Origin of the sequence: Pseudomonas sp. NY5710 (assembly GCF_013305665.1) — a bacterium.
GTDB lineage: Bacteria > Pseudomonadota > Gammaproteobacteria > Pseudomonadales > Pseudomonadaceae > Aquipseudomonas > Aquipseudomonas juntendi.
This window is the reverse complement of the sequence record NZ_CP045554.1, coordinates 4,545,950-4,570,090: the sequence shown is the minus strand read 5'-3', so window position 1 is coordinate 4,570,090 and position 24,141 is coordinate 4,545,950. Positions and strand designations below refer to the sequence as shown.

The following is a 24,141-nucleotide window of genomic DNA, read 5'->3' as shown; positions in this document are numbered from 1 at the left end:
CAGCCTCGTGTTGTATCTGGACGGTCAATGGGGCCGATTCCCCGTTCTGCCCAAGAATTCGCAAGAAACCAGTTCCCCCAAGAGCCACTGAAAAAGGTAGGAAACCGTGAACCCGGTAATCAAGACTTTCCAGTTCGGTCAATCGACCGTCACTCTCGAAACGGGCCGTATTGCCCGTCAGGCAACCGGCGCCGTGCTGGTTACCGTCGATAACGACGTCACCGTGCTGGTGACTGTGGTAGGCGCCAAACAGGCTGATCCAGGCAAGGGCTTCTTCCCGCTGTCGGTTCACTACCAGGAAAAGACCTACGCCGCCGGCAAGATCCCAGGTGGCTTCTTCAAGCGTGAAGGCCGTCCTTCCGAGAAAGAGACGCTGACCTCGCGCCTGATCGACCGTCCGATCCGCCCGCTGTTCCCGGAAGGCTTCATGAACGAAGTGCAGGTCGTCTGCACCGTGGTTTCCACCAGCAAGAAGACTGACCCGGACATCGCTGCGATGATCGGTACCTCGGCTGCCCTGGCCATTTCCGGTATTCCGTTCGAAGGCCCGATCGGCGCCGCGCGCGTGGCCTTCCACGAAAGCACCGGCTACCTGCTGAACCCGACTTACGAGCAACTGGCTGCCTCCAGCCTGGACATGGTCGTTGCCGGTACCTCCGACGCCGTTCTGATGGTTGAATCGGAAGCCCAAGAGCTGACCGAAGACCAGATGCTGGGCGCGGTACTGTTCGCCCATGACGAGTTCCAGGCCGTGATCCAGGCGGTGAAAGAGCTGGCTGCCGAAGCGGGCAAGCCAACCTGGGACTGGAAACCTGCGGTGGCCAACACCGAGCTGTTCAACGCTATCCGTGCCGAGTTCGGCGAAGCGGTTTCGCAAGGCTACACCATCACCGTCAAGGCCGACCGCTATGCGCGCCTGGGCGAGCTGCGTGACCAGGCGGTGGCCAAGTTCTCCGGTGAAGAAGGCCAGCCTTCGGCTGCTGAAGTAAAAGACATCTTCGGCGAAATCGAATACCGCACCGTTCGCGAAAACATCGTCAACGGCAAGCCACGTATCGACGGCCGCGACACCAAGACCGTTCGCCCGCTGAACATCGAAGTGGGCGTGCTGCCGAAAACCCACGGTTCGGCGCTGTTCACTCGCGGTGAAACCCAGGCCCTGGTGGTTGCGACCTTGGGTACTGCCCGTGACGCCCAGCTGCTGGACACCCTCGAAGGCGAGAAGAAAGACCCCTTCATGCTGCACTACAACTTCCCACCGTTCTCGGTAGGTGAGTGTGGCCGCATGGGCGGCGCTGGCCGTCGTGAAATCGGCCACGGCCGTCTGGCCCGTCGTTCGGTCCAGGCCATGCTGCCTGCCGCCGACGTGTTCCCGTACACCATCCGCGTGGTCTCGGAAATCACCGAATCCAACGGTTCCAGCTCCATGGCTTCGGTCTGCGGTGCTTCGCTGGCGCTGATGGACGCCGGTGTGCCGATGAAGGCGCCAGTGGCCGGTATCGCCATGGGCCTGGTGAAGGAAGGCGACAAGTTCGCGGTCCTGACCGACATCCTCGGTGACGAAGACCACCTGGGCGACATGGACTTCAAGGTAGCCGGTACCGCCAAAGGCGTCACCGCGCTGCAGATGGACATCAAGATCAACGGCATCACCGAAGAGATCATGGAAATCGCCCTAGGCCAAGCCCTGGAAGCGCGCTTGAACATCCTCGGCCAGATGAACCAGGTCATTGGCCAGTCGCGTACCGAGCTGTCGGCCAACGCGCCTACCATGATCTCGATGAAGATCGACACCGACAAGATCCGTGACGTGATCGGTAAAGGCGGTGCCACCATTCGCGCCATCTGCGAAGAGACCAAGGCTTCGATCGACATCGAAGACGACGGCTCGATCAAGATCTTCGGCGAAACCAAGGAAGCGGCAGATGCTGCCAAGCAGCGCATCCTGGGCATCACCGCCGAGGCCGAGATCGGCAAGATCTACGTCGGCAAGGTCGAGCGTATCGTCGACTTCGGCGCCTTCGTCAATATCCTGCCTGGCAAAGACGGCCTGGTGCACATCTCCATGCTGAGCGATGCGCGCGTCGAGAAAGTCACCGACATCCTCAAGGAAGGCCAGGAAGTTGAAGTACTGGTGCTGGACGTGGACAACCGCGGCCGTATCAAGCTGTCGATCAAGGACGTAGCCGCGGCCAAGGCCTCGGGCGTTTAAGCGACCGCTACGCAGCAATGGAAGAGCCCTTCGGGGCTCTTTTTTTTTGACCGGGGCGGGAACCTTTTGCGGACTTGCATCTTGCATGCAGGTTGCAGGTGCAGATTGCAAAATGCATGATTACTGCCGTTTCGCTTAATCGCTAAAGTACTGATTTATAAGGTTTTAATAGAAAATCAAAACCTGGCACAGCGCATGCAACTACCTTCATACCTGACGCCAGGACACACGGCGCAGACCTTTCGAAAAACAGGAGTGACCCACATGAAGAAGTTCGCCATTGCTGCCGCTACTGCTACCGCTCTGACCCTGACCATGGCTAATGCGGCTTTTGCCCAACAGACCACCCAGGCCCCGATGATGCTGGCGGCCGGTGAGGTGACCAAAGCCAAGGAAGCTACCTCCGATACCTGGATCACCACCAAGGTCAAAGCTGACCTGATGACCGAGAAAGGCGTACCGGGCAGCGACATCAAGGTAGAAACCAACAAAGGCGTGGTTTCGCTGTCGTCTGACATGAAAGTGACTGAGTCCCAGAAAGAAATGGCAGTCAGCATTGCCAAGAAGATCAAAGGCGTACAGGCCGTTTCGGCTGACGGCCTGAAAGCCGAATAAGGGATGTCCCGTTGGCCAAACGGATTTGGCCACCTTCAAAAATGAAAAGCCCCGGCCTATGCCGGGGCTTTTCATTGGTGCCGCTTGCGCCTACTCGGCATCCAGATGCATCGGCGTGACCACCCGGCCGTCTTTCTCGGGCTGCCCCAGGCTGGTGTCGATGAAATACACCCGGTCATCTTCCAGCTTGCCTTTGTCGACCAGGTAATCCTTGATGCTGCTGGCCCGCTCCTGACCCAGCGTGCGCAACAATGCAGTACTCTCCGCCCACGACTTGATCACCGCATCGCGCAACTTGGCCGTGCGTTCGTCACGGCTTAGTTGCTCCCATTCGGCCGGCGGTTGTTGCTTCAGGCGCGCACGGTAGATGCCTTCGAGCATGGCGGGTTTGTCGCTGTCGTCGACCACCAGCATCGAGGCATTGGCAGGCACCTTGTCGCCGCGGCGCTGCAATATCTTGTACCAGGTGGCCTGATACTCACGTTCCAGGCGTTGCTGGGCAATCAGTGGGCCATCGCTGGCCTGGGCGCTGGTGCCCTCGATTTCCAGGCGCAATTCCGGGCGTTCTTTCAGCGCGGAGGCCAGCTTGTCCAGCGCCGCCTGGGCATCGCCACTGAGGGTGCTGGAACCGGGGGCGAAGGCGACGTTACCCAGGTCTTGCGAACCGCCGCCAGTGATCAACCCACCGATGAACTTGAAGGGCGCTTGGGCTGCCCGCAGCACCAGGTTGCGCAGGGTTTGCCAGACGATCGGCATAACGCTGAACTGCGGGTTGTTGAGGTCGCCCGACACCGGCAGCTCGATCGAGATCTTGCCTTGAGTGTCCTTCAACAACGCCACCGCCAGGCGGATCGGCAGGTCGACCGCATCCGGGCTGTCGACTTTCTCACCTAACTGCAGTTGCTCCACCACCACCTTGTTCTCGGCTTTGAGCTGGCCATTGGTGATCAGGTAGTGCAAGTCGAGGTTGAGCCGGCCTTTGCGGATGCGGTAACCGGCGAATTTGCCGGAGTAGGGCGTCAAGGTGGTCAGCTCGACGCGCTTGAAGCTGGTGGCGATGTCCAGGCTGGCCAGCGGGTTGAACGGGTTGAGGGCGCCCTTGATGGTAACCGGGGCGTAGCGGTCGACCTTGCCTTTCACGTCAACCTTGGCAGGCACCGGCTTGCGGTTGTCGATGGTGCCGATCTGCCCGTTGAGTTGCTGCACGGCGGTGGCGAAGTTGGGGGTAAGGGACAGGTCGGCAAAGTTGGCCGAGCCGTTCTTGATGTCGACCTGGCCAATATGAATGCCCAGCGGCTTGCTGCTGCTGGCGGGGGCCGTTGTGGCCGGGCTGCTTGGCTTGGCGCCGGCCGGTTGCGGGATCAACAGGTCATTGACGTTGGTCGTGCGGTCTTCGTTGATGATGAAGCGCGCGTAGGGCTCCTGCAGGGTCACCTTGTCGATCGACAGGGCATCACCGTGCACATACGACAAGCCGTCTACGTTGACCTGTTGCCATTTCACAAAGTCCCGGCTCTTGATGGTGTCCAACGTATGCAGTTGGCTGACCTGGGCCTTGCCGGTGACCGTGAAGGCCAGTGGCGCGGTGTTCTTCAGGTCGACCTTGAGGTCACTGTCGAGCATGCCGCTGCGCAGTTCCAGCAGGATGAACGGGCTGACGTAGGCCTGGGCCACGCGCAGGTCGATGTCGCGGGTGCTGACGTCGAGCTTGGCCTGGATGGGCGCCAGGTTCACCTGGCCGGCGGCCTGCAGCTTGCCTTGCTTGCCTACGCCGGTATCGAGCTTGAGGGTGAAGGGGGACTGGTTGAGGCTGTCGAAGCCTTGCAGGTCGACATTCAGCGGGCCGACATCGAGCGCTACCGGTTCTTTCTGGCTGCGATCTGCCAGGTGCACCAGGTAGTTGCGCAGTTGCACGTCCTTGAGCAATACCTGCCAAGGCTTGGCCGGTTCGTTGGCCGATTGTGGCTCAGGCGCAGGGCCGGCGGCAGCCGGTTCGGCCTTTTCTTTCGGCGTGGCTTTGGCCGGTTGGCTGGCGAACAGCTTCTGCCAGTCGAGCTGGCCGTCCTTTTCCAGTGCAGCCCAGGTTTCCAGCTTGTCGCTGCGCAGCTTGCCCACACTCACCTGTTGCTTGACCAGGTCGACGGTCGTCTCGCTCACCTCCAGGTTGGCCAGGCGCGCCAACGGGCGGCCGTCTGGCGCGTTGATGGCGAACGGGGCCACGCGCAGCGTGGCGTTGTCCAGCAGCAGCTCGGTCTGCTTGGCGAGGTTGAGCTTGTACTGGGTCTGAAGGCTGACCAGCCCGTCCTGCAGCACCAGGGGCACGGCATCGCGCACGTAGGGCCAGAACAGCTTCATCTTGGCGTCGGTGACTTTCAGCGTGCCTTGCGAGGCGATCGGCGACAGGCTGAGGGTACCGTTCCAGTCGATGCGCCCGCCGTTGGGGCCGTTGGCCACCAGGGTCATGTCGGCGTTGTCGTCAGGCAAGGTGCTGAGGTTCTTCAGCTCCAGGTTCATGTTGTCGTAGAGGAACTCGATGGGTTCGCTCGGGCGCATGTCCTGGAAGTGCAGCAAGCCTTGCTTGAGCTTGATGCTGCCGATACGCAACGGGAAGGGTTCGCTGGGTGGCTCGTCGGGCTTGGCTTCGCTCGGCGGCAGCTTGAACAACGTCGTCAGGTTGAGTGTGCCGTCTTTGGCGAACAGGACCTGGTGGCGGGGCTTGTCGAGCTCGACCGCTTCCAGGTGCAGGGCCTTGCTCCACAGGCTGTCGAGCAACAGGTTGGCGTACAACCGGTCAAACCCGACCTGCTCCTTGCCAGGCTCGCCCAGCTGCAGGCCCCACAGGGTCAGCTCGAGGCTGAAGGGGTTGAGTTCGATGCGTTCAAGGTGCGCGGGCACGGTTGCGTACTTGGCCAATTGCTGATTGGCGATACGCAGCGCCACGCCGGGAAGAATCAGGAACCCAAGCAGGCTGTAGAGGGCTACCAGGGCCACGCTGGCGCCAGCGGCGCGAGTCAATCCTTTGTACATGTGTCGCTTCGTCGGTCTGAGCAGGAGTGCTTGGAGTATGGCACGTTAAATCAGTTCCGCAGGCGCGACCTGTTGCCCTCACTCGATGCCCATGCGCCGCCTGGCGCGGTGCGCGGAGCCGTCGCGCATTGCCCAGCGCAGCAGCGCTGCCGTGGGTTTGAGGCCCAGGCGGATCAGGCGCTGCTGCCAGGGCCGGTGCTGCAGGCCAAGCAGGCTCTGGCCCCAGCCAGGCAGCAGGTCGATGCCGGCGTGCAGCATCAGTTTGCCCACCGGTTGAGCCAGGCGGCTGGGGGCAGGGGCGTCGAGCAGAATCCGCATGACCTCGTGGCTGCGCGCATCACAGTGCAGTTGCGGGCGCATGGCTTGCAGGTAGGCCTCCACCTGCTGGCACGAGCGTGGTACGTCACGGGCGCCGAGGCGCTCGGCGATCAAGGCGATTTCGTTGTAGTAGGCATCTTGCTCGCTGCGCGGCAGGTGCGGGTTACGGTAGCGCAAGTGGGCGGCCAGAAAGCTGCTGACCTCTGCCACATGCACCCAGGTCAGCAAGGCTGGGTCGCTGGCCGCGTAGGGGCGGCCATCCAGCGCGGTGCCGGTCACTTGCAGGTGGATGGTGCGCACTTTGTCGATCAGCCACTCGGCATCACCGGTCGCGCCGAAAGTTGTGCCGGAAATGAACTGGCTGGTGCGCCGCAGGCGGCCGAGCAAGTCCTCGCGGAAGTTGGAGTGGTCCCACACGCCGGCCAGGGCCAGCGGATGCAACAGCTGCAGCATCAGTGCGCTGATGCCGCCGACCAGCATGCTCGGAAAATCGCCATGCACCTGCCAACTGACACTGTGCGGGCCGAAGAGCCCTGGGTCACCCTTGGGGGACTCCAGGTCGAGCTGGCCGAGGGCCAGCCCGGTAAGGCTCATGACCTGGGTTTCGATACGGCGGCGTAGGGCTTCCATGGCGACCTGCGATACAGTGCGGCCATCAGCAGCGGCCGCCGGTTATTGGTTGAGGCGTTTGTCGATCAGGTCCTGCACCACGGCGGGGTCGGCCAGCGTCGAAGTATCGCCCAGATTGTCCAGCTCATTGCAGGCGATCTTGCGCAGTATACGCCGCATGATCTTGCCGGAGCGGGTCTTGGGCAGTGCCGGGGCCCACTGGATCAACTCGGGCTTGGCGAAACTGCCGATTTCCTTGCTGACCATGGCGAGTAGCTCGGCCTTGAGCGCTTCGTCCGGTGTAACGCCATTCATGGCCGTGACGAAGGCGTACACGCCCTGGCCCTTTAGGTCATGCGGGTAGCCGACCACGGCGGCTTCAGCGACGCGGTCATGCAACACCAGTGCGCTTTCCACTTCGGCCGTGCCGATACGGTGCCCTGACACATTGATCACGTCGTCAATGCGCCCGGTGATCCAGTAGTCGCCGTCGGCGTCGCGGCGGGCGCCATCGCCGGTGAAGTAGTAACCGGGCATGGGTTTGAAGTACGTGTCGACCATGCGTTGGTGGTCACCATAGACACTGCGGATTTGCCCGGGCCAGCTGGCCTTGATCACCAACAGGCCGGCACCCGGCCCGTCGATCACCTCGCCCTTTTCATCCAGCAGGGCGGGCTGTACGCCGAACATGGGCTGGGTGGCACAGCCCGGTTTGAACGTGGTAGAGCCGGGCAGGGGGGTCAACATGATGCCGCCGGTTTCGGTCTGCCACCAGGTGTCGACAATGGGGCAGCGCTTTTGCCCGACCTCTTCGAAGTACCACTCCCAGGCTTCCGGGTTGATCGGCTCGCCGACACTGCCCAGCAGGCGCAGGCTTTTGCGCGAGGTGCCCTGCAGTGGGCCCGAGCCCTCGCGCATCAGTGCCCGCAGCGCGGTCGGCGCGGTGTAGAAAATATTGACCTGGTGCTTGTCCACCACCTGCCAGAAGCGCGAGGTGTCCGGGTAGTTCGGTACCCCTTCGAACATCAGCGAGATGGCACCGTTGGCCAATGGGCCATAGACGATGTAGCTGTGCCCGGTCACCCAGCCCACATCCGCGGTGCACCAGAACACTTCGCCGTCGCGGTAATCGAACACCACCTTGAAGGTCAGGGTCGCCTGCAACAGGTAGCCGGCGGTGGTGTGCAGCACGCCTTTGGGTTTGCCGGTGCTGCCGGAGGTGTAGAGGATGAACAGCGGGTCTTCGGCTGCCATGGGCTCGGGGGCACAGTCGTCGCCGGCGTGTTCGGTTGCCTCGTGGTACCAGAGGTCGCGGCCCTCTGCCCAGTCCACCTCGCCTGCGGTACGGCGGACCACGAAGACGCTGCTGACCGCGGGGCAACTGGCCAGGGCTTTGTCGACGTTCTGCTTCAACGGGATACGCTTACCGCCGCGCACGCCTTCATCGGCGGTAATCACCGTACGGCAGTCGGCATCGAGAAGACGATCACGCAGGGCGTCCGGCGAGAAACCACCGAACACCACCGAATGGATCGCGCCGATGCGGGTGCAGGCCAGCATGGCGTACGCTGCTTCGGGGATCATCGGCATGTAGATGCACACGCGGTCGCCTTTCTTCACCCCGCGCGCCTTCAGGGCGTTGGCCAGGCGGCAGACTTCGCGGTGCAGTTCGCGGTAGCTGATGGCTTTGGCATCTTTCGGGTCGTCGCCCTCCCACAGCAAGGCCGTCTGCTCAGCGCGCTGGGCCAGGTGGCGGTCGATGCAGTTGTAACTGACGTTGAGCTGTGCGCCGTCGAACCAGCGGGCCTCGCCGGAACGCAGGTCGCACTGCTGCACGCTTGACCATGGCTTGATCCAGTCCAGGCGCTTGGCTTGCTCGGCCCAGAAGGCGTTGGGGTCTTCTACCGACTGGCGGTACAGGCGCTGGTAGTCGTCAGGGGTGAGGGCGGCGGACTGGGTGACGGCCAGAGCCTGGGGATAGTTGCGGATATCGAACATGGCGGTGGTCCTGCTCTTGTAAGGGGCGATGGACTGCAACGGCTATTCGATAGGACAGTGTAGCTGGGAGAGGTGTTCAAACTGTGCCGGCCTCTTCGCGGGCATGCCCGCTCCCACAGGAATAGCGCCTCCCGCAAGTGAGGCGCAGTATCTGTGGGAGCGGGCGTGCCCGCGAAGAATCCGTTACAGGCTTGAGATCACCCGCGATGACGGCCACGGAAGTAGTTGATCAAGCCTTGGGTCGAACCATCTTCGGCGCTGTCGTCCAGGCTGCCGACCAGGCGCTGGTACACGCCCTTGCCCAGCTCCTTGCCCAACTCCACGCCCCACTGGTCGAAGGCGTTGATGCCCCATACCACGCTTTGCACGAACACCTTGTGTTCATACATGGCCACCAGCGCCCCCAAACGGCGTGGGCTGATGCGCTCTACCACCAGGGTGTTGCTCGGGCGGTTGCCCGGGATCACCTTGTGCGGGGCCAGCTTTTCGATGTCTGCTTCGTTCAGGCCTTTGCCACGCAGCTCGGCTTCGGCTTCTTCGCGGGTTTTACCCAGCATCAAGGCCTGGCTTTGCGACAGGCAGTTGGCGTACAGCCACTGGTGATGGTCGGCAACCGGGTTGAAGCTCACGACCGGCACGATGAAGTCGGCCGGAATCAGCTGGGTGCCTTGGTGCAGCAACTGATGGTAGGCGTGCTGGCCATTACAGCCGACGCCACCCCAGATCACCGGGCCGGTTTCGGTTTTAACCGGGGTGCCGTCCTGCAGCACACTCTTGCCGTTGGACTCCATGTCCAGTTGCTGCAGGTGCTTGGTGATGTTGCGCAGGTAGTGGTCGTACGGCAGGATCGCATGGCTGCTGGCGCCCCAGAAGTTGCCGTACCACACGCCCAGCAGGGCCAGCAGTACCGGCATGTTCTTGTCGAACGGCGCGGTCTGGAAATGCTGGTCCATGGTGTAGGCGCCGGACAACAGCTCCTTGAAGTTGGCCATGCCGATGGCCAGGGCGATCGGCAGGCCGATGGCCGACCACAGCGAGTAGCGCCCCCCCACCCAGTCCCACATCGGGAAGATGTTCTCTTCGCGGATACCGAAGGCCACCGCGGCAGCCTTGTTGCTGGAAACCGCAATGAAGTGGCGGTACAGCTCGGCCTCCGAACCGCCCTGGGCCAGGTACCAGGTACGTGCGGCCATGGCGTTTTTCAGGGTTTCGAGGGTGTTGAACGACTTCGACGAAACAATGAACAGGGTCGTTTCGGCGCGCAGCTTGGCCGACAGTTCGTGGAACTCGCTGCCGTCGATATTGGCCAGGTAGTGGCAGCGTACACCGCGCTGCGCGTAGGGCAGCAGGGCTTCGGAAACCAGCTCCGGGCCGAGGAACGAGCCGCCGATACCAATGTTGACCACGTCGGTGATCGGCTTTTCGCTGTAGCCACGCCACAGGCCATCATGGATGCGGCCAACCAGTTCGGTGATCTGGTTGAGTACCTTGTGCACCTCCGGCATGACGTTCACGCCGTTGACGCTGAGTTTGTCGCCAACCGGCCGGCGCAATGCGGTGTGCAGGACCGGGCGGCCTTCGGAGGCGTTGATGATTTCGCCACTGAACATCGACTTGATAGCGTCCTGCAGGCCCACTTCGTTGGCCAGGTTGACCAATAGATCGCGGGTTTGCTCGGTGATCAGGTTTTTCGAGTAATCGAGAAACAGGCCGCAAGCGCTAAGGGAAAACTGGTCGAAGCGTTGGGCATCGGCGGCGAAGGCGTCGCGCATGCTGAAGCTCTGCATGGCGTCGCGGTGTTGCTGAAGCGCCTGCCAGGCGGGCAGCGCCGTCACATCGTGGGGTGTACGGTAATACGCCATTGCGCGGGGTTCCCTTAATGCGTGGTGAGGCCTTTGACACGGCAGTCATTGCCGGGTTCAGGCTGCATCATTATAGGCAAAGGCCACGCGCTGGGAATGGCTATGGGACGGGGATTTTGAGGGGGCTGCAAAGCAGCCCCAAGGCCTTTATGCGGTCTTTTCTTCCACATGCAGGTACAGATTGTCGATCAACCGGGTGGTACCCAGGTAAGCCGCCGCAATCACCACAAGGTCGCGATCATCGATCACTGCCGGGCGCAGGCTCACGGCATGGCGCACTTCCAGGTAATCTGGACGCAAACCCGCGGCAACCAGCTGCGCCTGCCCTTCGGCAACCAGCGCGGCAAAGTCGCGCTGCCCGCGGCCAATGGCCGAAGCGATATGCTGCAGCGTGCGGTACAGCGCAGGCGCGGTAGCCCGTTGCTCGGGCGTGAGGTAACCATTACGCGACGACAGCGCCAGGCCATCGTCGGCCCGCACGGTAGGCTCGCCAATGATCTGGATCGGCATGTTCAGGTCGCGGACCATGGCGCGGATCACTGCCAGTTGCTGGAAGTCCTTTTCACCGAACACCGCAAGGTCTGGCTGGACCATGTTGAACAGCTTGGTGACCACGGTGGCCACACCTTCGAAATGCCCTGGCCGGCTGGCGCCGCACAAGCCTTCGGAAAGCTGGGGAACACTGACCCGGGTTTGCACGCTCATGCCGTCGGGGTACATCTCTGCCACGCTGGGTGCGAACAGGAGGTTGCAGCCAGCCTGCAACAGGCGCTCCTGGTCGGCTGCCAAGGTGCGCGGGTAGTTGTCCAGGTCTTCGTTGGCACCGAACTGCAGCGGGTTGACGAAGATGCTGGCGACCACGAAATCGGCACGCTGCGCGGCCTTGGTGACCAGAGCCGCGTGGCCGCTGTGCAGGTTGCCCATGGTCGGCACGAAACCGATGCGCTTGCCCTCACCGCGGGCACGGGCTACTGCTGCGCGCAGTTCGCGGACGGTCTTGACTGTATTCATGCACTGAACCCGTGTTCGCTGCCTGGGAAACTGACTTGCTTGACGGCCGCGACGTAAGCGGCGAGGGCGCTGTGGATATCCGGTTGGCCCTGCATGAAGTTCTTCACGAACTTGGGCACCCGGCCGCTCAACGACAGGCCAAGCATGTCGTGCAGCACCAGTACCTGGCCATCGGTGGCACTGCCGGCGCCGATGCCAATCACCGGAATACCGACCGCGTTGGTGATTTCCGCGGCCAGTTCGCTGGGTACGCACTCCAGCAGCAGCATGGCTGCACCGGCCTGTTCCAGGGCAATGGCATCAGCGCGCATCTGCCGGGCCTGGGCTTCCTGGCGGCCTTGCACTTTATAGCCGCCCAGTACGTTGACGGTCTGCGGGGTCAGGCCCAGGTGCGCGCACACCGGTACGCCACGCTCAGCCAGCAGGCGGATGGTTTCTGCCAGCCAGGCGGCACCCTCGATCTTGATCATGTGGGCGCCTGCCTGCATCAGCGTGGCGCTGTTGGCAAACGCCTGTTCCGGGGTGGCGTGGGCCATGAATGGCAGGTCTACCAGGATCAGCGCGCCGTCATTGCCACGTTTGACGCTGGCGGTATGGTAGGCCATGTCGGCCGTGGTGACCGGCAAGGTACTGTCGTGGCCCTGCAGGACCATCCCCAGCGAGTCGCCCACCAGCAACACTTCAACACCGGCCTGGCTGGCGACTTTGGCGAAGGTCGCGTCATAGCAGGTCAGCATGGTGATTTTTTCACCCTTGGCCTTGAGGCCATGCAGGGTGGTCAGGGTTACTTCAGGCATGTAGGAAATTCCTCGTTCAGGCGCTGTAAAAAACGACTGCATTCAACGCGTGTAGTCATCTTCCGGAGCGGCACATCATCGCGCGTGATGTTCGGGCACAGGTCCGTCCGGGCCTAAATACGGGTATGCGGCAGTCAGTTGCCACACGGGACGCCTATAGTCGTGAGCGAGGTGGGGGAAGTCAATCACCCTGTTACCGCATTGTTACGATCAGGGTGTTACTGGCGTTATCGGGCCGGTGCAACGGGCTGGAGCACCCGGTTTACAAGCGCTCCAGGCCGACGAATGGGCAGTCCTCGAGCAGCTGTGCCAGGGCGCGGCCATCGGCCAGGCGGAAGTCGCCCGGTACCAGCTCGGCCAGCGGGTACAGCACGAAGGGGCGGGCATGCATGTGGTAATGCGGCACCTTCAAGCGGGGCTCGTCGAGCACCTGGTCGCCGAACAACAGGATGTCCAGGTCCAGCGTGCGTGGGCCCCAGCGCTCCGCGCGCACCCGGCCCTGGTCGTTCTCGATGGCTTGCAGGGCATCGAGCAAGGCCAGCGGTGCCAGCTGGGTGTCCAGCGCCGCGACGGCGTTGGTATAACGTGGCTGCCCGGGCAACAGCGAATCGCTGGTGTAGAAGGCAGAGGCTGCTACAAGCCGCGTGGCCGCGACCTGGTCCAGCGCCTGCAACGCGCTGCGCAACTGCTCGGCCGGTGCAGCCAGGTTGCTGCCCAGGCCGACGTAGGCGCGCGTCGTCACTCGAACGCCTCGTCGCCTGCGCGCTTGCGTTTGCTGCCGCTGCGCTTGCGTTTACGCGGGCCGGCAGTGCTGCCTTCGTCACGGTTGCCCAGGTCGCGGATCATCTCGCGGCGCTCGCTGTCGTTGGCGTCCTGGTAATCGGTCCACCATTGCCCCAGGTCGTCGGTTTCTTCGCCTGCGCTTTCACGCAGCAGCAGGAAGTCGTAACCGGCACGGAAGCGCGGGTTGTCCAGCAGCATGTCGGCGCGCTTGCCGCTGCGGCGTGGCAGGCGCTCCTGCATGTCCCAGATTTCCCGGATTGGCAGGGTGAAGCGCTTGGGGATGGCGATGCGGGCGCATTGCTCGGCGATCAGGTCGTGGGCTGCGCCATTCATGGCCGGAATCGGTGGTACGCCCTGGCTTTGCAAATGCAGCACGCGGGCTGGCAGGGCAGGCCACAGCAGCGCGGCGAACAGGAACGCCGGCGTAACCGGTTTGCCCTGCTTCACCCGCAGGTCGGTGTTGTTCAGTGCCTGGCTGATGAGCGTGTGGGTATAGGTCGGGCGCTCTTCCAGCGCGTGCGCACTGGCCGGGAACAGCGGCTCGAACAGCTCCAGGTCGACCAGCATTTCAAAGGCGATGGCACCTTGGCCCGACAGGAACAGCTTCAGGCACTCTTCGAACAACCGCGCTGGCGGGATTTCGCGCAGCAGTGGCGCCAGTTCGCGGATCGGCTTGAAGGTGTGCTTCTCGATACCGAAGTCCAGCTTGGCCGCGAAGCGCACTGCGCGCAGCATGCGCACGGGGTCTTCCTGGTAGCGGTGCGTGGGGTCGCCGATCAGCCGCAGCAGGCGGTTGCGAACATCGTGTACGCCGTTGGCGTAATCGAGAATGCGCTCGCTGACCGGGTCGTAGTACAGGGCGTTGATGGTGAAGTCGCGGCGCTGCGCGTCTTCTTCCAGGGTGCCGTATACGTTGTCACGCAGGATGCGACCACTGGCGTTATGCGACGAACGGTGGCTGTCATTCTGGTCATCTTCCGAATGCGGAGCACGGAAGGTAGCGACTTCGATGATTTCACGGCCGAAATGCACATGGACCAGCTTGAAGCGGCGGCCAATGATGCGCGCATTACGGAACTCGGCACGGACCTGTTCAGGGGTGGCACTGGTGGCAACGTCGAAGTCTTTCGGCGTAATGCCCAGCATCAGGTCGCGGACGCAGCCACCGACCAGGTATGCCTGGTAACCGGCAGCCTGCAAGCGCTCGACAATGTTCACCGCGTGGCGGCTGAACTGGTGGCGCTGCAACGAGTGCTGGCTCTTGTTGATCACCTCAGGCGTGGTGCGCCTGTGGTGCTGGCCCGGTACGGGCGGGCGGAACGACTGGAACAGCTTCTTCAGCATGGGATGCACTGTTTGAAGGAATGTTCGGCCAAGAATAGGAGAATGGCCGCATGATGGGCGGGGATTCTAGCATTTACTCAGGGAATGGTGTAGGCGGGTAGCAGGAAGCCTGCGGGAATCGTAGAAACGACAAGGGGAGCCTAAGCTCCCCAAGAAGTGTCGTTGCGTGCTCTTATTATTTTTTTGCCGGGCTTTTTGTTTTTGTTGAGTGCCCTGCCCACAAACCCTGAAGCTTGTGGACGACCCCCAAACTGGGGGTAAAGAGCAAACGGATTGCTTTGGCCGCTGATGTCACGTTGATCTGTTGATCCAACCAGTTCAGGCGCTGCTTTTTAGTGCAGTTTTTGTTGTTCTCTGCCTGGTCGTGGGGCAAGCCCCAAACACGCATCCTCTCCAAAAGAATCAGTTAGCTGCGCCTCCGCCGTCTTGTTTTTATTGTGCGTGAGCCGTTTCGTCTTGTTCTTATTATGAGTTGCAGTGCTTGTTATTGTTCTTGTACCAAAGATATAGCAGGTGCCGTGCCAACTTTTGAAAAGCCAGTAAAATCAAGGAGTTGGTGGATTCTGCAGGTTTGTGGCAGGCCCGAAATGTGGAGATTTCGTTACCGTACGCCTCGGTGACTGTTACGGCGCAGAGGGTGGGTAACAGATTTTTACGGCAGCGGATGTGTTACCTGGGGTGGTGGCTGGCCGTTTCGCGGGCTTGCCCGCTCCCACAGGGTCACCGTGGCTGCCAGGTTGCGCTGTGCTTGTAGGAGCGGGCGAGCCCGCGAACAGGCCGGTGAGGCTGGTAGAGAAGGGGCAGGAGGAACCTCCCACCCAGGCAGGTCAGTTATCGCTGGTAGCGTTGCTCTTGCGCCGCGGAATGCCCAGGCGTTGGCGGCGTTCCCATAGGCACTTGCGGCTGACGCCGAGTTTGCGGGCCAGTTCGGTCTCGGTCATGTGGTCCTGGTGCTCGAGCACGAAGTGCTGGAAGTAGTCTTCCAGGGACAAGTCCTCGGTCGGCTCGTGGCTGGCAGTGGCCGCGCTGGCCACCGCCAGGGCGTTGTCGAGAATATCGTCTTCTTCCAGGTCGCTCAGCTCGATGTCGATACCCAGCAGGTCGGCAGAAATTTCTGCGCTCTCGCTGAGGATGACCGCGCGCTCCACGGCGTTTTCCAGCTCACGTACGTTGCCCGGCCAACTGTAGTGACGAATGGCCTGTTCGGCTTCAGCAGAGAAGTGCAGGTCATCACGGCCGATGCGCGCACGCTGGCGGGCCAGGAAAGCACTGGCGATTTCATTGACGTCGCTGCCGCGCTCGCGCAGCGCGGGCAGTTTCAGGGCGATCACGTGCAGGCGGTAGTACAAGTCTTCGCGGAACTGGCCGGCCTTGGCCAGGTTCTTCAGGTCGCGGTGGGTCGCGGCGATCAGGCGCACATCGACCTTTTGCGACTGCACCGAACCGACCCGGCGAATTTCCCCTTCCTGCAGCACGCGCAGCAGGCGGGCCTGGGCTTCCAGGGGCAGTTCGCCGATTTCATCGAGGAAGAGCGTACCACCGTCGGCGGCCTCCACCAGGCCGGCACGCCCGGCACTAGCGCCGGTGAACGCGCCTTTCTCGTGGCCGAACAGTTCGGACTCGATCAGGGTTTCGGGGATAGCTGCGCAGTTCACCGAAATCATCGGCGCCTTGGCCCGCCGCGACAGGTTGTGCAGGGCGCGCGCCACCAGCTCTTTACCGGTACCCGACTCGCCCTGGATCAGCACATTGGAGTCGGTAGGGGCCACCTTGCGAATCTTGCTGTACATGTCTTGCATGGGCGGGCACGAGCCAATGATACCGATGTCGCCATTGGCCGCTGCCGGGGCTGCTTTGTCGGCAGGGGCTGCCTTGCCGGTGCTGGCGCGGGGCTCGGCGGCCGGTGCTGCAGTTGGGGCGTTCTGCCGGTCGCGCAGGATGCGCGCCACCGCTTGCAGCATTTCGTCGTGGTCGAAGGGCTTGGCGATGTAGTCCACCGCGCCCATCTTCATCGAGTCCACGGCTGAGCGCAGGCTGGCGTAGCTGGTCATGATCAGCACCGGGGTGCCTTGGCCGAGCTTGATCAGCTCGGTGCCGGGTGCACCTGGCAGGCGCAGGTCACTGACGATCAGGTCGAAAGTGGCAATGCTGAAGCGTTCCTGGGCTTCCTGCACCGAGCCGGCTTCGCTGACCTGGTACTGGTTCCGCTCGAGCAGACGACGCAAGGCCGAGCGGATGATGGTTTCGTCTTCGACGATCAGAATATGCGGCATTGATTCAATTCTCTCGACGGTCTCGAATTTCAGGGGACGTCGCTACGACATGCCGGGGCAGGGTCACGCGGATCCGGGTGCCACGTTGCCGTTCGATGTCGGCCGGGCTGTCGATGGTGATTTGCCCATAATGCTCTTCCACGATGGAATAGACCAGAGCGAGGCCCAGTCCGGTTCCCTCGCCGGGGTCCTTGGTGGTGAAGAACGGCTCGAACAGACGGTCCTGGATGTTCTTCGGAATGCCGCTGCCCTCGTCTTCGACGATCAGGTCGACGGTGTGCTCGCTCACCTCGCTGCGCACGCGCACTGCGCTGCCGGGCGGCGAGGCGTCGCGGGCATTGGAGAGCAGGTTGATCAGCACTTGGGCCAGGCGCTGCGGGTCGCCTTCTACCCAATGCTCAGGGTCGCAGAGGTTGAAGAACTGTACTTCGAAATTACGCCGGTTCAACGCCAGCAGACCAATGGCGTCCTGCGCCACTTCGGCCAGGCACACCGGTTCCTCGCTGTTCTGGTGGCTGCCACCGGCATGGGCAAAACTCATCAACGACTGGACGATGCGTGACACGCGTTTGGTCTGGTCGAGGATCTGGCTGGACAGCTCGGTGATTTCGCCATCGCCCTCACGCTCCTCGCGCAGGTTCTGCGCCAGGCAGGCGATGCCGGTGATCGGGTTACCGATTTCGTGGGCCACGCCGGCGGCCAGCCGGCCGATGCTGGCCAGGCGCTCGGAATGCACCAGCTTGTCTTCCAAGGCCTGGGTTTCGGTCAGGTCCTCGACCAGCAGTACCAGGCCGCTGTTACCGGGGGCCAGTGGTTCATCGATGGCCGCCTTGTGCAGGTTCAGCCAACGTGGCTGGCCATCCAGTGCCAGGCGTTGTTTGTGCAGGTGCTCGTCGGGCACGTTGATGAAGCCCTGCAGCAGCCCGCGCCAGGGCTCGGCGATGGTCACCAGGCGTGAGCCGACCACGTGCTTGGCGGCAATGCCGGTGAGCTCTTCCATGGCCTTGTTCCACATGAGGATTTCCTGGTCCTTGGCCAACGAGCAGACGCCCATGGGCAGCTCCTGCAAGGTCTGGCGGTGGTAGCGGCGCAGGGCATCGAGCTCGGCGGCCAGGCCGGTCAGGCGCGAGTGGTAGTCTTCCAGGCGGCTTTCAATGAAGTGGATGTCCTCGGTGACGTAGTTCTCGTTACCAGACTTGTACGGCAGGAAGGTCTCGACCATGTCCTGGGCCACGCTCGGCCCCATCAGGCCCGACAGGTTGGCCTCGATGCGGTCACGCAGGCGGCGCAAGGCGTATGGCCGGCGTTCGTCGAACGGCAGGTAAAGGTCACGCAGGGCCTGCTCCACTTCCTTTTGCGCGGCTTTGGCGCCCAGCGGCTTGGCCAGTTGGGTCGCGAATTCCTGGGGCGAGGCTGCGTGCAGTTCGCGGCGCTGTGGGCGGCGCACGTTGTCCACAGCGCAGGCTTCAGCGGCGCTGACCTCTTCGGTGCTGGCGTTGGTGAACAGCGAAATCAGGGTGAACAGCAGCACGTTGGCCGCCAGCGAGGCGATGGCCGCCATGTGCCAGCTGGTATCGTCCAGCACGTAGATCATGTCCAGCAGTGGGATGTAGAAGCCCTGCAGGTTGCCCAGCAGCGGCAGGAGCATGGTCACCATCCACACCAGCGTGCCGGCCAGCAGCCCGGCGATGAAGCCGCGGCGGTTGGCGGTCGGCCAGTACAACACGGACAGCACCCCGGGCAGGAACTGCAGCGTGGCCACGAACGCCACGATGCCCAGGTTGGCCAGGCTCTGGTGGTTGTTCTGGGTCAGGTAGAACATGAAGCCGGCGGTGATGATGGCGACGATCAGTGCGCGGCGGGTCCATTTCAGCCAGCGGTAGATGTTGCCCTCGGCCGGGGGCTGGTATAGCGGCAGTACCAGGTGGTTGAGGGCCATGCCCGACAGCGCCAGGGTGGTGACGATGATCAGGCCACTGGCCGCCGACAGGCCGCCTATGTAGGCCAGCAGGGCCAGTGCCTGGTTGTTGGCGGCAATGCCCAGGCCCAGGGTGAAGTATTCGGGGTTGGTACTGGCGCCCAGGCGCAGCCCGGCCCAGAGTACCAGCGGCACGGCCAGGCTCATCAGCAGCAGGAACAGCGGCAGGCCCCAACTGGCGCTGACCAGCGAGCGTGGGTTGAGGTTTTCGGTGAAAGCCATGTGGTACATGTGCGGCATGACGATGGCCGAGGCGAAGAACACCAGCAGCAGGGTGCGCCACGGGCCTTCCTGCAACGGGGTGTGCAGGGCAGCCAGGGCGGTCTGGTTCTGCAGCAGCCACACTTCCAGCTCGTGCGGGCCGCCAAACACGCCATACAGGGCGTACAGGCCGATGCCGCCCAGTGCCAGCAGCTTGATCACCGACTCGAAGGCGATGGCGAACACCAGCCCTTCATGCTTTTCGCGCGTGGCAATATGCCGTGAGCCGAAGAAGATGGTGAACAGGATGATCAGCGCACAGAACGCGAAGGCCACCCGCGCCTTGACCGGCTCACCGGTAAGGATGCTGATCGAGTCGGCCACCGCCTGTATCTGCAACGCCAGCAACGGCAGTACGCCAATCAGCATGATGAGGGTGGTCAACGCGCCGGCCCAGGTGCTGCGGAAGCGGAACGCCAGCAGGTCGGCCAGCGACGACAGCTGGTAAGTGCGGGTGATCTTCAGGATCGGGTACAGCAGCACCGGCGCCAGCAGGAATGCACCGGACACCCCCAGGTAACAGGCAAGGAAGCCGTAGCCGTACTGATAGGCCAGGCCCACCGAGCCGTAGAACGCCCAGGCACTGGCGTATACGCCCAGCGACAGGGTGTAGGTGAGCGGGTGGCGAATGATGGCGCGCGGGATCAGCCCGCGCTCGCTGACCCAGGCTACGCCGAACAGCACCATGAGGTACCCGGCGCTGATCAGGATCATCTGGGTCAGGCTAAAGCTCATCGGCATCTCGTTGGCTCTGCAGGATGAAGGTGACGACGATCAGGATCAGCCAGAGCAGGTACGGGCGGTACCACGCTCCGGTCGGTTCGATCCACCAGTCCATGATGGCCGGGGAGAACAGGTAGATCCCCACGACCAGAAGCAGGACCAAACGATAGATGTACATGCTGGCCTCGATGGTTGGGCGCTGCGGGTTTGAACTTATTATTGGCGCAAATGATTGGGCGGATGCTAGCGGGAATCGCTGAGGTTAGCCAAGGGTTTGAATTTGTTGGGCTTTTGTTTTGAGAGAAAGGTGGCCTGTTCGTGCCCTATCGCAGGCAAGCCAGCTCCCACAGGATTACCACAAGCGCTGCATATCTTCTGACAAACACCTGCCAGCCCTGCTGCGATCCCTGTGGCAGCTGGCTTGCCTGCGACAAGGCCAGCAAGGCCTCAGCGCAGATCAGCCTCTGGCACCGTCGTGCGCCGCGCAATCGCTTCGGGCCGCCACTGCTGGCGGGCCACGGCCAGTACTTCAGCCGGCGTTGCCAGCAGCAACTGCGGGTCAGTCGCTTGCCCCAGCGCCCGCAACGCCCGCAACAACAGCGGCGTCGCCTGCTCGGCCTGCAACGGCGGCGAACGGTATGACTTGCCCAGCTTATGGCCGTCCGGCTGCACGATCAGCGGTATGTGCAGATAGCGCGGCTGCGAAAAGCCCAGCAGCTCTTGCAGGTACAGCTGGCGCGGGGTGTTGTCGAGCAGGTCGGCACCGCGCACGATGTCGGTGACACCTTGCCAGGCGTCGTCCAGTACAACGGCCAGCTGGTAGGCATACAGGCCATCGCGGCGCTGTATCACGAAATCGCCCACGTCGCGGCCCAGGTGCTGCTGGTAAGCACCCTGTACGCGGTCGCTGAAACGGTAGGTCAGCTCTGGCACCCGCAAGCGGATCGCCGCGCCCTCCCGCGCATGCCCGGCGTTACGGCACAGGCCTGGGTAGATGCCGCCATAGGCCTCCAGTTGCTTGCGCGAGCAGGTGCAGGCATAGGCCAGGCCCATGTTGAACAGGCGGTCGACCACCGCGGCATAGGCGTCGTGGCGCTGGCTTTGAAACACCACTTCGCCGTCCCAGTGCAGGCCGTAGCGTTCGAGGGTTTGCAAGATGGCGTCACGGGCGCCGGGCATTTCCCGGGGCGGGTCGGTGTCTTCCACGCGCAGCAGCCAGCGGCCGTCGACCGCGCGGGCATCCAGCCAGGAGGCGAGTGCAGCCACCAGTGAGCCAAAGTGCAGGAAACCGCTGGGGGTGGGGGCAAAGCGCCCGATGTAGCTGGAGTTGGTCATGGTCTGGCTGGGTATATAAATGCAACGGGGCGCATGATGCGCCCCGTTCGGTTGGAAGAAAGATCAGCCTTTGCCGACCGTTTTTTCCTTTTTCTCGGCGATTTCCTTGCAGTCGAAGCACAGGTCGGCGGTAGGGCGGGCTTCCAGACGGCGCAGGCCGATCTCGATGCCGCACGACTCGCACCAGCCGTAATCTTCGTCCTGAATCTTCTGCAGGGTTTTGTCGATTTTCTTGATCAGCTTGCGCTCGCGGTCGCGGTTGCGCAGCTCCAAAGCAAATTCTTCTTCCTGGCTGGCCCGGTCAGCCGGGTCCGGGAAGTTGGCAGCTTCGTCCTTCATGTGGTCTACAGTGCGATCCACACTTTGCATGAGCTCGCCTTTCCAGGCGTTGAGAAGCTTGGTGAAATGCTTCTTCATGGGCTCACCCATGTACTCTTCGCCCTTGGTCTCTTTATAGGGCTCGACACCGTACATGGTCTGACCGGTTTTTTGCTTTTCTACGGTGGACATGAATAGACCGCCTCTCACTCATCTGATCCAATGCGCAGGATGCTCCATCTCCGGCGACCGCCGGCCCTGCGACTGCGAGCCGCCGAACTTACCAGATAGATCGGGGGTGCGCTAGCCCGCCCGATCCTGCTAACAGACACCGGCCTGAGCGGTACGTTCGATTACTTACGCAGGTAGAATCTTCAGTTTAGCCGCTATTGAGAGAAGGTCATGGCCCACCCCTACAGCGCGCGCAGCCGCGCCATCGAACCTTTCCATGTCATGGCACTGCTGGCGCGAGCCAACGAGCTGCAAGCGGCCGGCCACGACGTGATCCACCTGGAAATCGGCGAGCCGGACTTCACCACCGCAGCACCGATTGTGGCTGCGGGCCAGGCCGCGCTGGCCGCCGGCCACACCCGCTATACCGCCGCACGCGGCCTGCCGGCGCTGCGCGAAGCGATAGCCGGGTTCTATGCCCAGCGTTATGGCCTGAACATCGACCCGCAGCGCATTCTCATTACCCCGGGCGGTTCGGGCGCCCTGTTACTGGCCAGCAGCCTGCTGGTCGACCCCGGCAAGCACTGGCTGCTGGCTGACCCGGGCTACCCGTGTAACCGCCACTTCCTGCGCCTGGTAGAAGGTGGGGCGCAACTGGTACCGGTCGGCCCGGAGGTGAACTACCAGTTGACCGCCGACCTGGTGCAGCGCTACTGGGACCAGGATACCGTTGGCGCCCTGGTCGCCTCGCCGGCCAACCCGACCGGCACGGTGCTGGGCCGTACCGAACTGGCCAGCCTGGCCAAGGCCACCCGTGAACGGCACGGCCACTTGGTAGTCGACGAGATTTACCACGGGCTGACCTACGGCATGGATGCGCCCAGCGTGCTGGAAGTGGATGACTCGGCGTTTGTCCTGAATAGTTTTTCCAAGTATTTCGGTATGACCGGCTGGCGCCTTGGCTGGCTGGTGGCACCGCCGCAGGCCGTGGCCGACCTGGAGAAACTGGCGCAGAACCTGTACATCAGTGCGCCGAGCATGGCACAGCATGCTGCACTGGCGTGCTTCCAGCCCGAAACCCTGGCCATCTTCGAACAGCGTCGCGCCGAATTTGCCCGCCGCCGGGACTACCTGTTGCCGGCGCTGCGCGAGCTGGGTTTGCGCATTGCCGTTGAGCCTCAGGGGGCGTTCTATCTATATGCCGACATCAGCGCTTATGGCGGTGATGCGTTTGCCTTCTGCCGGCATTTCCTGGAGACCGAACACGTGGCCTTCACCCCGGGCCTGGACTTCGGTCGCCACCTGGCCGGGCACCATGTGCGCTTTGCCTATACGCAAAGCCTGCCGCGCCTGGAGGAGGCGGTGCATCGCATTGCCCGTGGCTTGCGGAGCTGGCAAGGCTGATGCTTTTTTCACCTGCACTCGAACACGGCCGCCTGCTGCGCCGCTACAAACGGTTCCTGGCCGATATCGAACTGGCCAACGGCGAGCAGTTGACCATCCACTGCCCGAATACTGGCTCCATGCTCAATTGCATGCGTGAAGGCGGGAAGGTGTGGTTCAGCCGCTCCAACGACCCCAAGCGCAAACTGCCGGGCACCTGGGAAATCAGCGAAACCCCGCAGGGCCGGTTGGCGTGCGTGAATACCGGGCGGGCCAATGCCCTGGTTGAAGAGGCGCTGCGCGCCGGTACGATCGCCGAGCTGGCCGGGTTCACGGCACTCAGACGTGAGGTGGCGTATGGCGAGGAGGGCAGCCGCATCGACTTCCGCCTGGAGTTCGACGGTGCCCCGGCCTACGTCGAGGTCAAGAGTGTGACCCTGGGCTACCCCGACTGCCCGGTTGCGGCGTTTCCCGATGCGGTGACCCAGCGCGGGGCCAAGCACCTGCGCGAGCTGGCAAAGCTGGCCAGCCAAGGCGTGCGGGCGGTGCAACTGTATTGCGTCAACCTGACCGGCATTGATGCGGTGCGCCCTGCCGAGGAGATCGATGCAGCCTACGCCCAGGCGTTGCGCGCTGCCGTGGCGGGCGGGGTGGAAGTGCTGGCATACGGCACGCGCCTGGACCCGCAGGGCATCGTCATCGACCGCCGCTTACCGGTGCTGCTCAACCCTTGAGCCATACGCCCTGGGTGTCTTCATGGCAGCCCAGGGCCTGCAACTGCTCACCGTCACAGGGGCCGGCCACGCATTCGCCGCTCTCGATCAGGAACAGGGCGCCGTGATGGCCGCACTGGATCAGGCTCGCGCTGTCATCGAGAAAGCGGTCCTGTGCCCAGTTCAACGGGATGCCCTTGTGCGGGCAGCGGTTGCGGTACAGGTAGACCTGGCCCTGGCGGCGCACGCCGAACAGTTGCAGGCCGTCTACGCTGAAGGCGCGTGTCTGGCCCTCGGCCAGGCTGGGTGATGTGCAGAGAAAATGCATGGCAGTACGACTCGTGAAACAGATGATGGCTTGACGCGTCAATGCGAATAATTATCAAATTGCCCGCATTCGCTGCGTTCTG

18 protein-coding genes are annotated in these 24,141 nt (G+C 62.8%); 4 read left to right on the top strand and 14 right to left on the bottom strand.

From position 1 onward, the window contains the following. The first annotated feature begins 106 nt into the window (after positions 1-106). On the top strand, positions 107-2,212 hold the full coding sequence (gene pnp, locus GEV39_RS21045; RefSeq protein WP_009685354.1) for a polyribonucleotide nucleotidyltransferase: 2,106 nt from the start codon (positions 107-109) through the stop codon (positions 2,210-2,212). A 264-nt stretch (positions 2,213-2,476) separates the two neighbouring features. After that, positions 2,477-2,827: a BON domain-containing protein gene (locus GEV39_RS21040; protein WP_009685355.1), complete on the top strand. Its 351-nt coding sequence runs from the start codon at positions 2,477-2,479 to the stop codon at positions 2,825-2,827. Between the two features lie 90 nt (positions 2,828-2,917). On the opposite strand, the gene GEV39_RS21035 is transcribed toward GEV39_RS21040, so the two are convergent. From GEV39_RS21035 to dksA, 13 genes are all read right to left on the bottom strand, one after another. Further along, complete coding sequence (locus tag GEV39_RS21035; RefSeq protein ID WP_173891104.1) at positions 2,918-5,854, bottom strand: DUF748 domain-containing protein; 2,937 nt, start codon at positions 5,852-5,854, stop codon at positions 2,918-2,920. 78 nt (positions 5,855-5,932) lie between these two features. After that, positions 5,933-6,802, bottom strand: coding sequence for an oxygenase MpaB family protein (locus GEV39_RS21030; protein WP_173891103.1), 870 nt, complete (start codon positions 6,800-6,802; stop codon positions 5,933-5,935). Between the two features lie 42 nt (positions 6,803-6,844). Continuing rightward, positions 6,845-8,779: an acetate--CoA ligase gene (acs, locus tag GEV39_RS21025; RefSeq protein ID WP_173891102.1), complete on the bottom strand. Its 1,935-nt coding sequence runs from the start codon at positions 8,777-8,779 to the stop codon at positions 6,845-6,847. Between the two features lie 197 nt (positions 8,780-8,976). Beyond that, positions 8,977-10,641 (bottom strand): glucose-6-phosphate isomerase, encoded by a 1,665-nt coding sequence (gene pgi, locus GEV39_RS21020; protein WP_161891945.1) that lies wholly within the window; start codon positions 10,639-10,641, stop codon positions 8,977-8,979. Positions 10,642-10,788: 147 nt separating this feature from the next. Next, positions 10,789-11,652, bottom strand: coding sequence for a pantoate--beta-alanine ligase (gene panC, locus GEV39_RS21015; protein ID WP_173891101.1), 864 nt, complete (start codon positions 11,650-11,652; stop codon positions 10,789-10,791). Then, a complete protein-coding gene (gene panB, locus GEV39_RS21010) occupies positions 11,649-12,449 on the bottom strand; it encodes a 3-methyl-2-oxobutanoate hydroxymethyltransferase (RefSeq protein WP_173891100.1) in 801 nt (266 codons plus the stop codon). Before panB ends, panC begins: the two co-directional genes overlap by 4 nt. A gap of 262 nt (positions 12,450-12,711) precedes the next feature. Then, positions 12,712-13,191: a 2-amino-4-hydroxy-6-hydroxymethyldihydropteridine diphosphokinase gene (folK, locus tag GEV39_RS21005; protein ID WP_173891099.1), complete on the bottom strand. Its 480-nt coding sequence runs from the start codon at positions 13,189-13,191 to the stop codon at positions 12,712-12,714. Then, positions 13,188-14,576, bottom strand: coding sequence for a polynucleotide adenylyltransferase PcnB (locus GEV39_RS21000; protein WP_173891098.1), 1,389 nt, complete (start codon positions 14,574-14,576; stop codon positions 13,188-13,190). Before GEV39_RS21000 ends, folK begins: the two co-directional genes overlap by 4 nt. 827 nt (positions 14,577-15,403) lie before the next feature. Beyond that, positions 15,404-16,849 carry a sigma-54-dependent transcriptional regulator gene (locus tag GEV39_RS20995; RefSeq protein ID WP_173891097.1) on the bottom strand — a complete coding sequence of 482 codons (1,446 nt, stop codon included), beginning with the start codon at positions 16,847-16,849 and terminating at the stop codon, positions 15,404-15,406. Positions 16,850-16,853: 4 nt separating this feature from the next. Next, positions 16,854-19,829, bottom strand: a complete 2,976-nt coding sequence (locus tag GEV39_RS20990) for a sensor histidine kinase (RefSeq protein WP_173891096.1) — start codon at positions 19,827-19,829, stop codon at positions 16,854-16,856. After that, entirely contained in the window at positions 19,813-19,989 is a 177-nt protein-coding gene (locus tag GEV39_RS20985) for a hypothetical protein (RefSeq protein ID WP_003250005.1), read from the bottom strand. Before GEV39_RS20985 ends, GEV39_RS20990 begins: the two co-directional genes overlap by 17 nt. Before the next feature lie 269 nt (positions 19,990-20,258). Next, positions 20,259-21,146 (bottom strand): tRNA glutamyl-Q(34) synthetase GluQRS, encoded by an 888-nt coding sequence (gene gluQRS / locus GEV39_RS20980; protein ID WP_173891095.1) that lies wholly within the window; start codon positions 21,144-21,146, stop codon positions 20,259-20,261. A 63-nt stretch (positions 21,147-21,209) separates the two neighbouring features. Further along, positions 21,210-21,656 carry an RNA polymerase-binding protein DksA gene (gene dksA / locus GEV39_RS20975; RefSeq protein ID WP_016501618.1) on the bottom strand — a complete coding sequence of 149 codons (447 nt, stop codon included), beginning with the start codon at positions 21,654-21,656 and terminating at the stop codon, positions 21,210-21,212. 210 nt (positions 21,657-21,866) lie between these two features. On the opposite strand from dksA, the gene GEV39_RS20970 reads away from it, so the two are divergent. Together GEV39_RS20970 and sfsA are read left to right on the top strand one after the other, a co-directional pair. Next, entirely contained in the window at positions 21,867-23,039 is a 1,173-nt protein-coding gene (locus GEV39_RS20970; protein WP_173891094.1) for a pyridoxal phosphate-dependent aminotransferase, read from the top strand. Next, entirely contained in the window at positions 23,039-23,752 is a 714-nt protein-coding gene (gene sfsA / locus GEV39_RS20965; protein ID WP_173891093.1) for a DNA/RNA nuclease SfsA, read from the top strand. The genes GEV39_RS20970 and sfsA overlap by 1 nt, the downstream gene beginning before the upstream one ends. On the opposite strand, the gene GEV39_RS20960 is transcribed toward sfsA, so the two are convergent. After that, positions 23,742-24,059 carry a Rieske (2Fe-2S) protein gene (locus GEV39_RS20960; protein ID WP_054913425.1) on the bottom strand — a complete coding sequence of 106 codons (318 nt, stop codon included), beginning with the start codon at positions 24,057-24,059 and terminating at the stop codon, positions 23,742-23,744. The genes sfsA and GEV39_RS20960 overlap by 11 nt on opposite strands. Positions 24,060-24,141 lie beyond the last annotated feature (82 nt).

Coding starts and splice junctions, on each gene's coding strand:
- GEV39_RS21040 (WP_009685355.1), top strand. CDS start 2,477: ATGAAGAAGTTCGCCATTGCTGCCGCTACTGCTACCGCTCTGACCCTG.
- GEV39_RS21035 (WP_173891104.1), bottom strand. CDS start 5,854: ATGTACAAAGGATTGACTCGCGCCGCTGGCGCCAGCGTGGCCCTGGTA.
- GEV39_RS21030 (WP_173891103.1), bottom strand. CDS start 6,802: ATGGAAGCCCTACGCCGCCGTATCGAAACCCAGGTCATGAGCCTTACC.
- acs (WP_173891102.1), bottom strand. CDS start 8,779: ATGTTCGATATCCGCAACTATCCCCAGGCTCTGGCCGTCACCCAGTCC.
- pgi (WP_161891945.1), bottom strand. CDS start 10,641: ATGGCGTATTACCGTACACCCCACGATGTGACGGCGCTGCCCGCCTGG.
- panC (WP_173891101.1), bottom strand. CDS start 11,652: ATGAATACAGTCAAGACCGTCCGCGAACTGCGCGCAGCAGTAGCCCGT.
- panB (WP_173891100.1), bottom strand. CDS start 12,449: ATGCCTGAAGTAACCCTGACCACCCTGCATGGCCTCAAGGCCAAGGGT.
- GEV39_RS21000 (WP_173891098.1), bottom strand. CDS start 14,576: ATGCTGAAGAAGCTGTTCCAGTCGTTCCGCCCGCCCGTACCGGGCCAG.
- GEV39_RS20995 (WP_173891097.1), bottom strand. CDS start 16,849: ATGCCGCATATTCTGATCGTCGAAGACGAAACCATCATCCGCTCGGCC.
- GEV39_RS20990 (WP_173891096.1), bottom strand. CDS start 19,829: ATGCCGATGAGCTTTAGCCTGACCCAGATGATCCTGATCAGCGCCGGG.
- GEV39_RS20985 (WP_003250005.1), bottom strand. CDS start 19,989: ATGTACATCTATCGTTTGGTCCTGCTTCTGGTCGTGGGGATCTACCTG.
- gluQRS (WP_173891095.1), bottom strand. CDS start 21,146: ATGACCAACTCCAGCTACATCGGGCGCTTTGCCCCCACCCCCAGCGGT.
- dksA (WP_016501618.1), bottom strand. CDS start 21,656: ATGTCCACCGTAGAAAAGCAAAAAACCGGTCAGACCATGTACGGTGTC.
- GEV39_RS20970 (WP_173891094.1), top strand. CDS start 21,867: ATGGCCCACCCCTACAGCGCGCGCAGCCGCGCCATCGAACCTTTCCAT.
- sfsA (WP_173891093.1), top strand. CDS start 23,039: ATGCTTTTTTCACCTGCACTCGAACACGGCCGCCTGCTGCGCCGCTAC.
- GEV39_RS20960 (WP_054913425.1), bottom strand. CDS start 24,059: ATGCATTTTCTCTGCACATCACCCAGCCTGGCCGAGGGCCAGACACGC.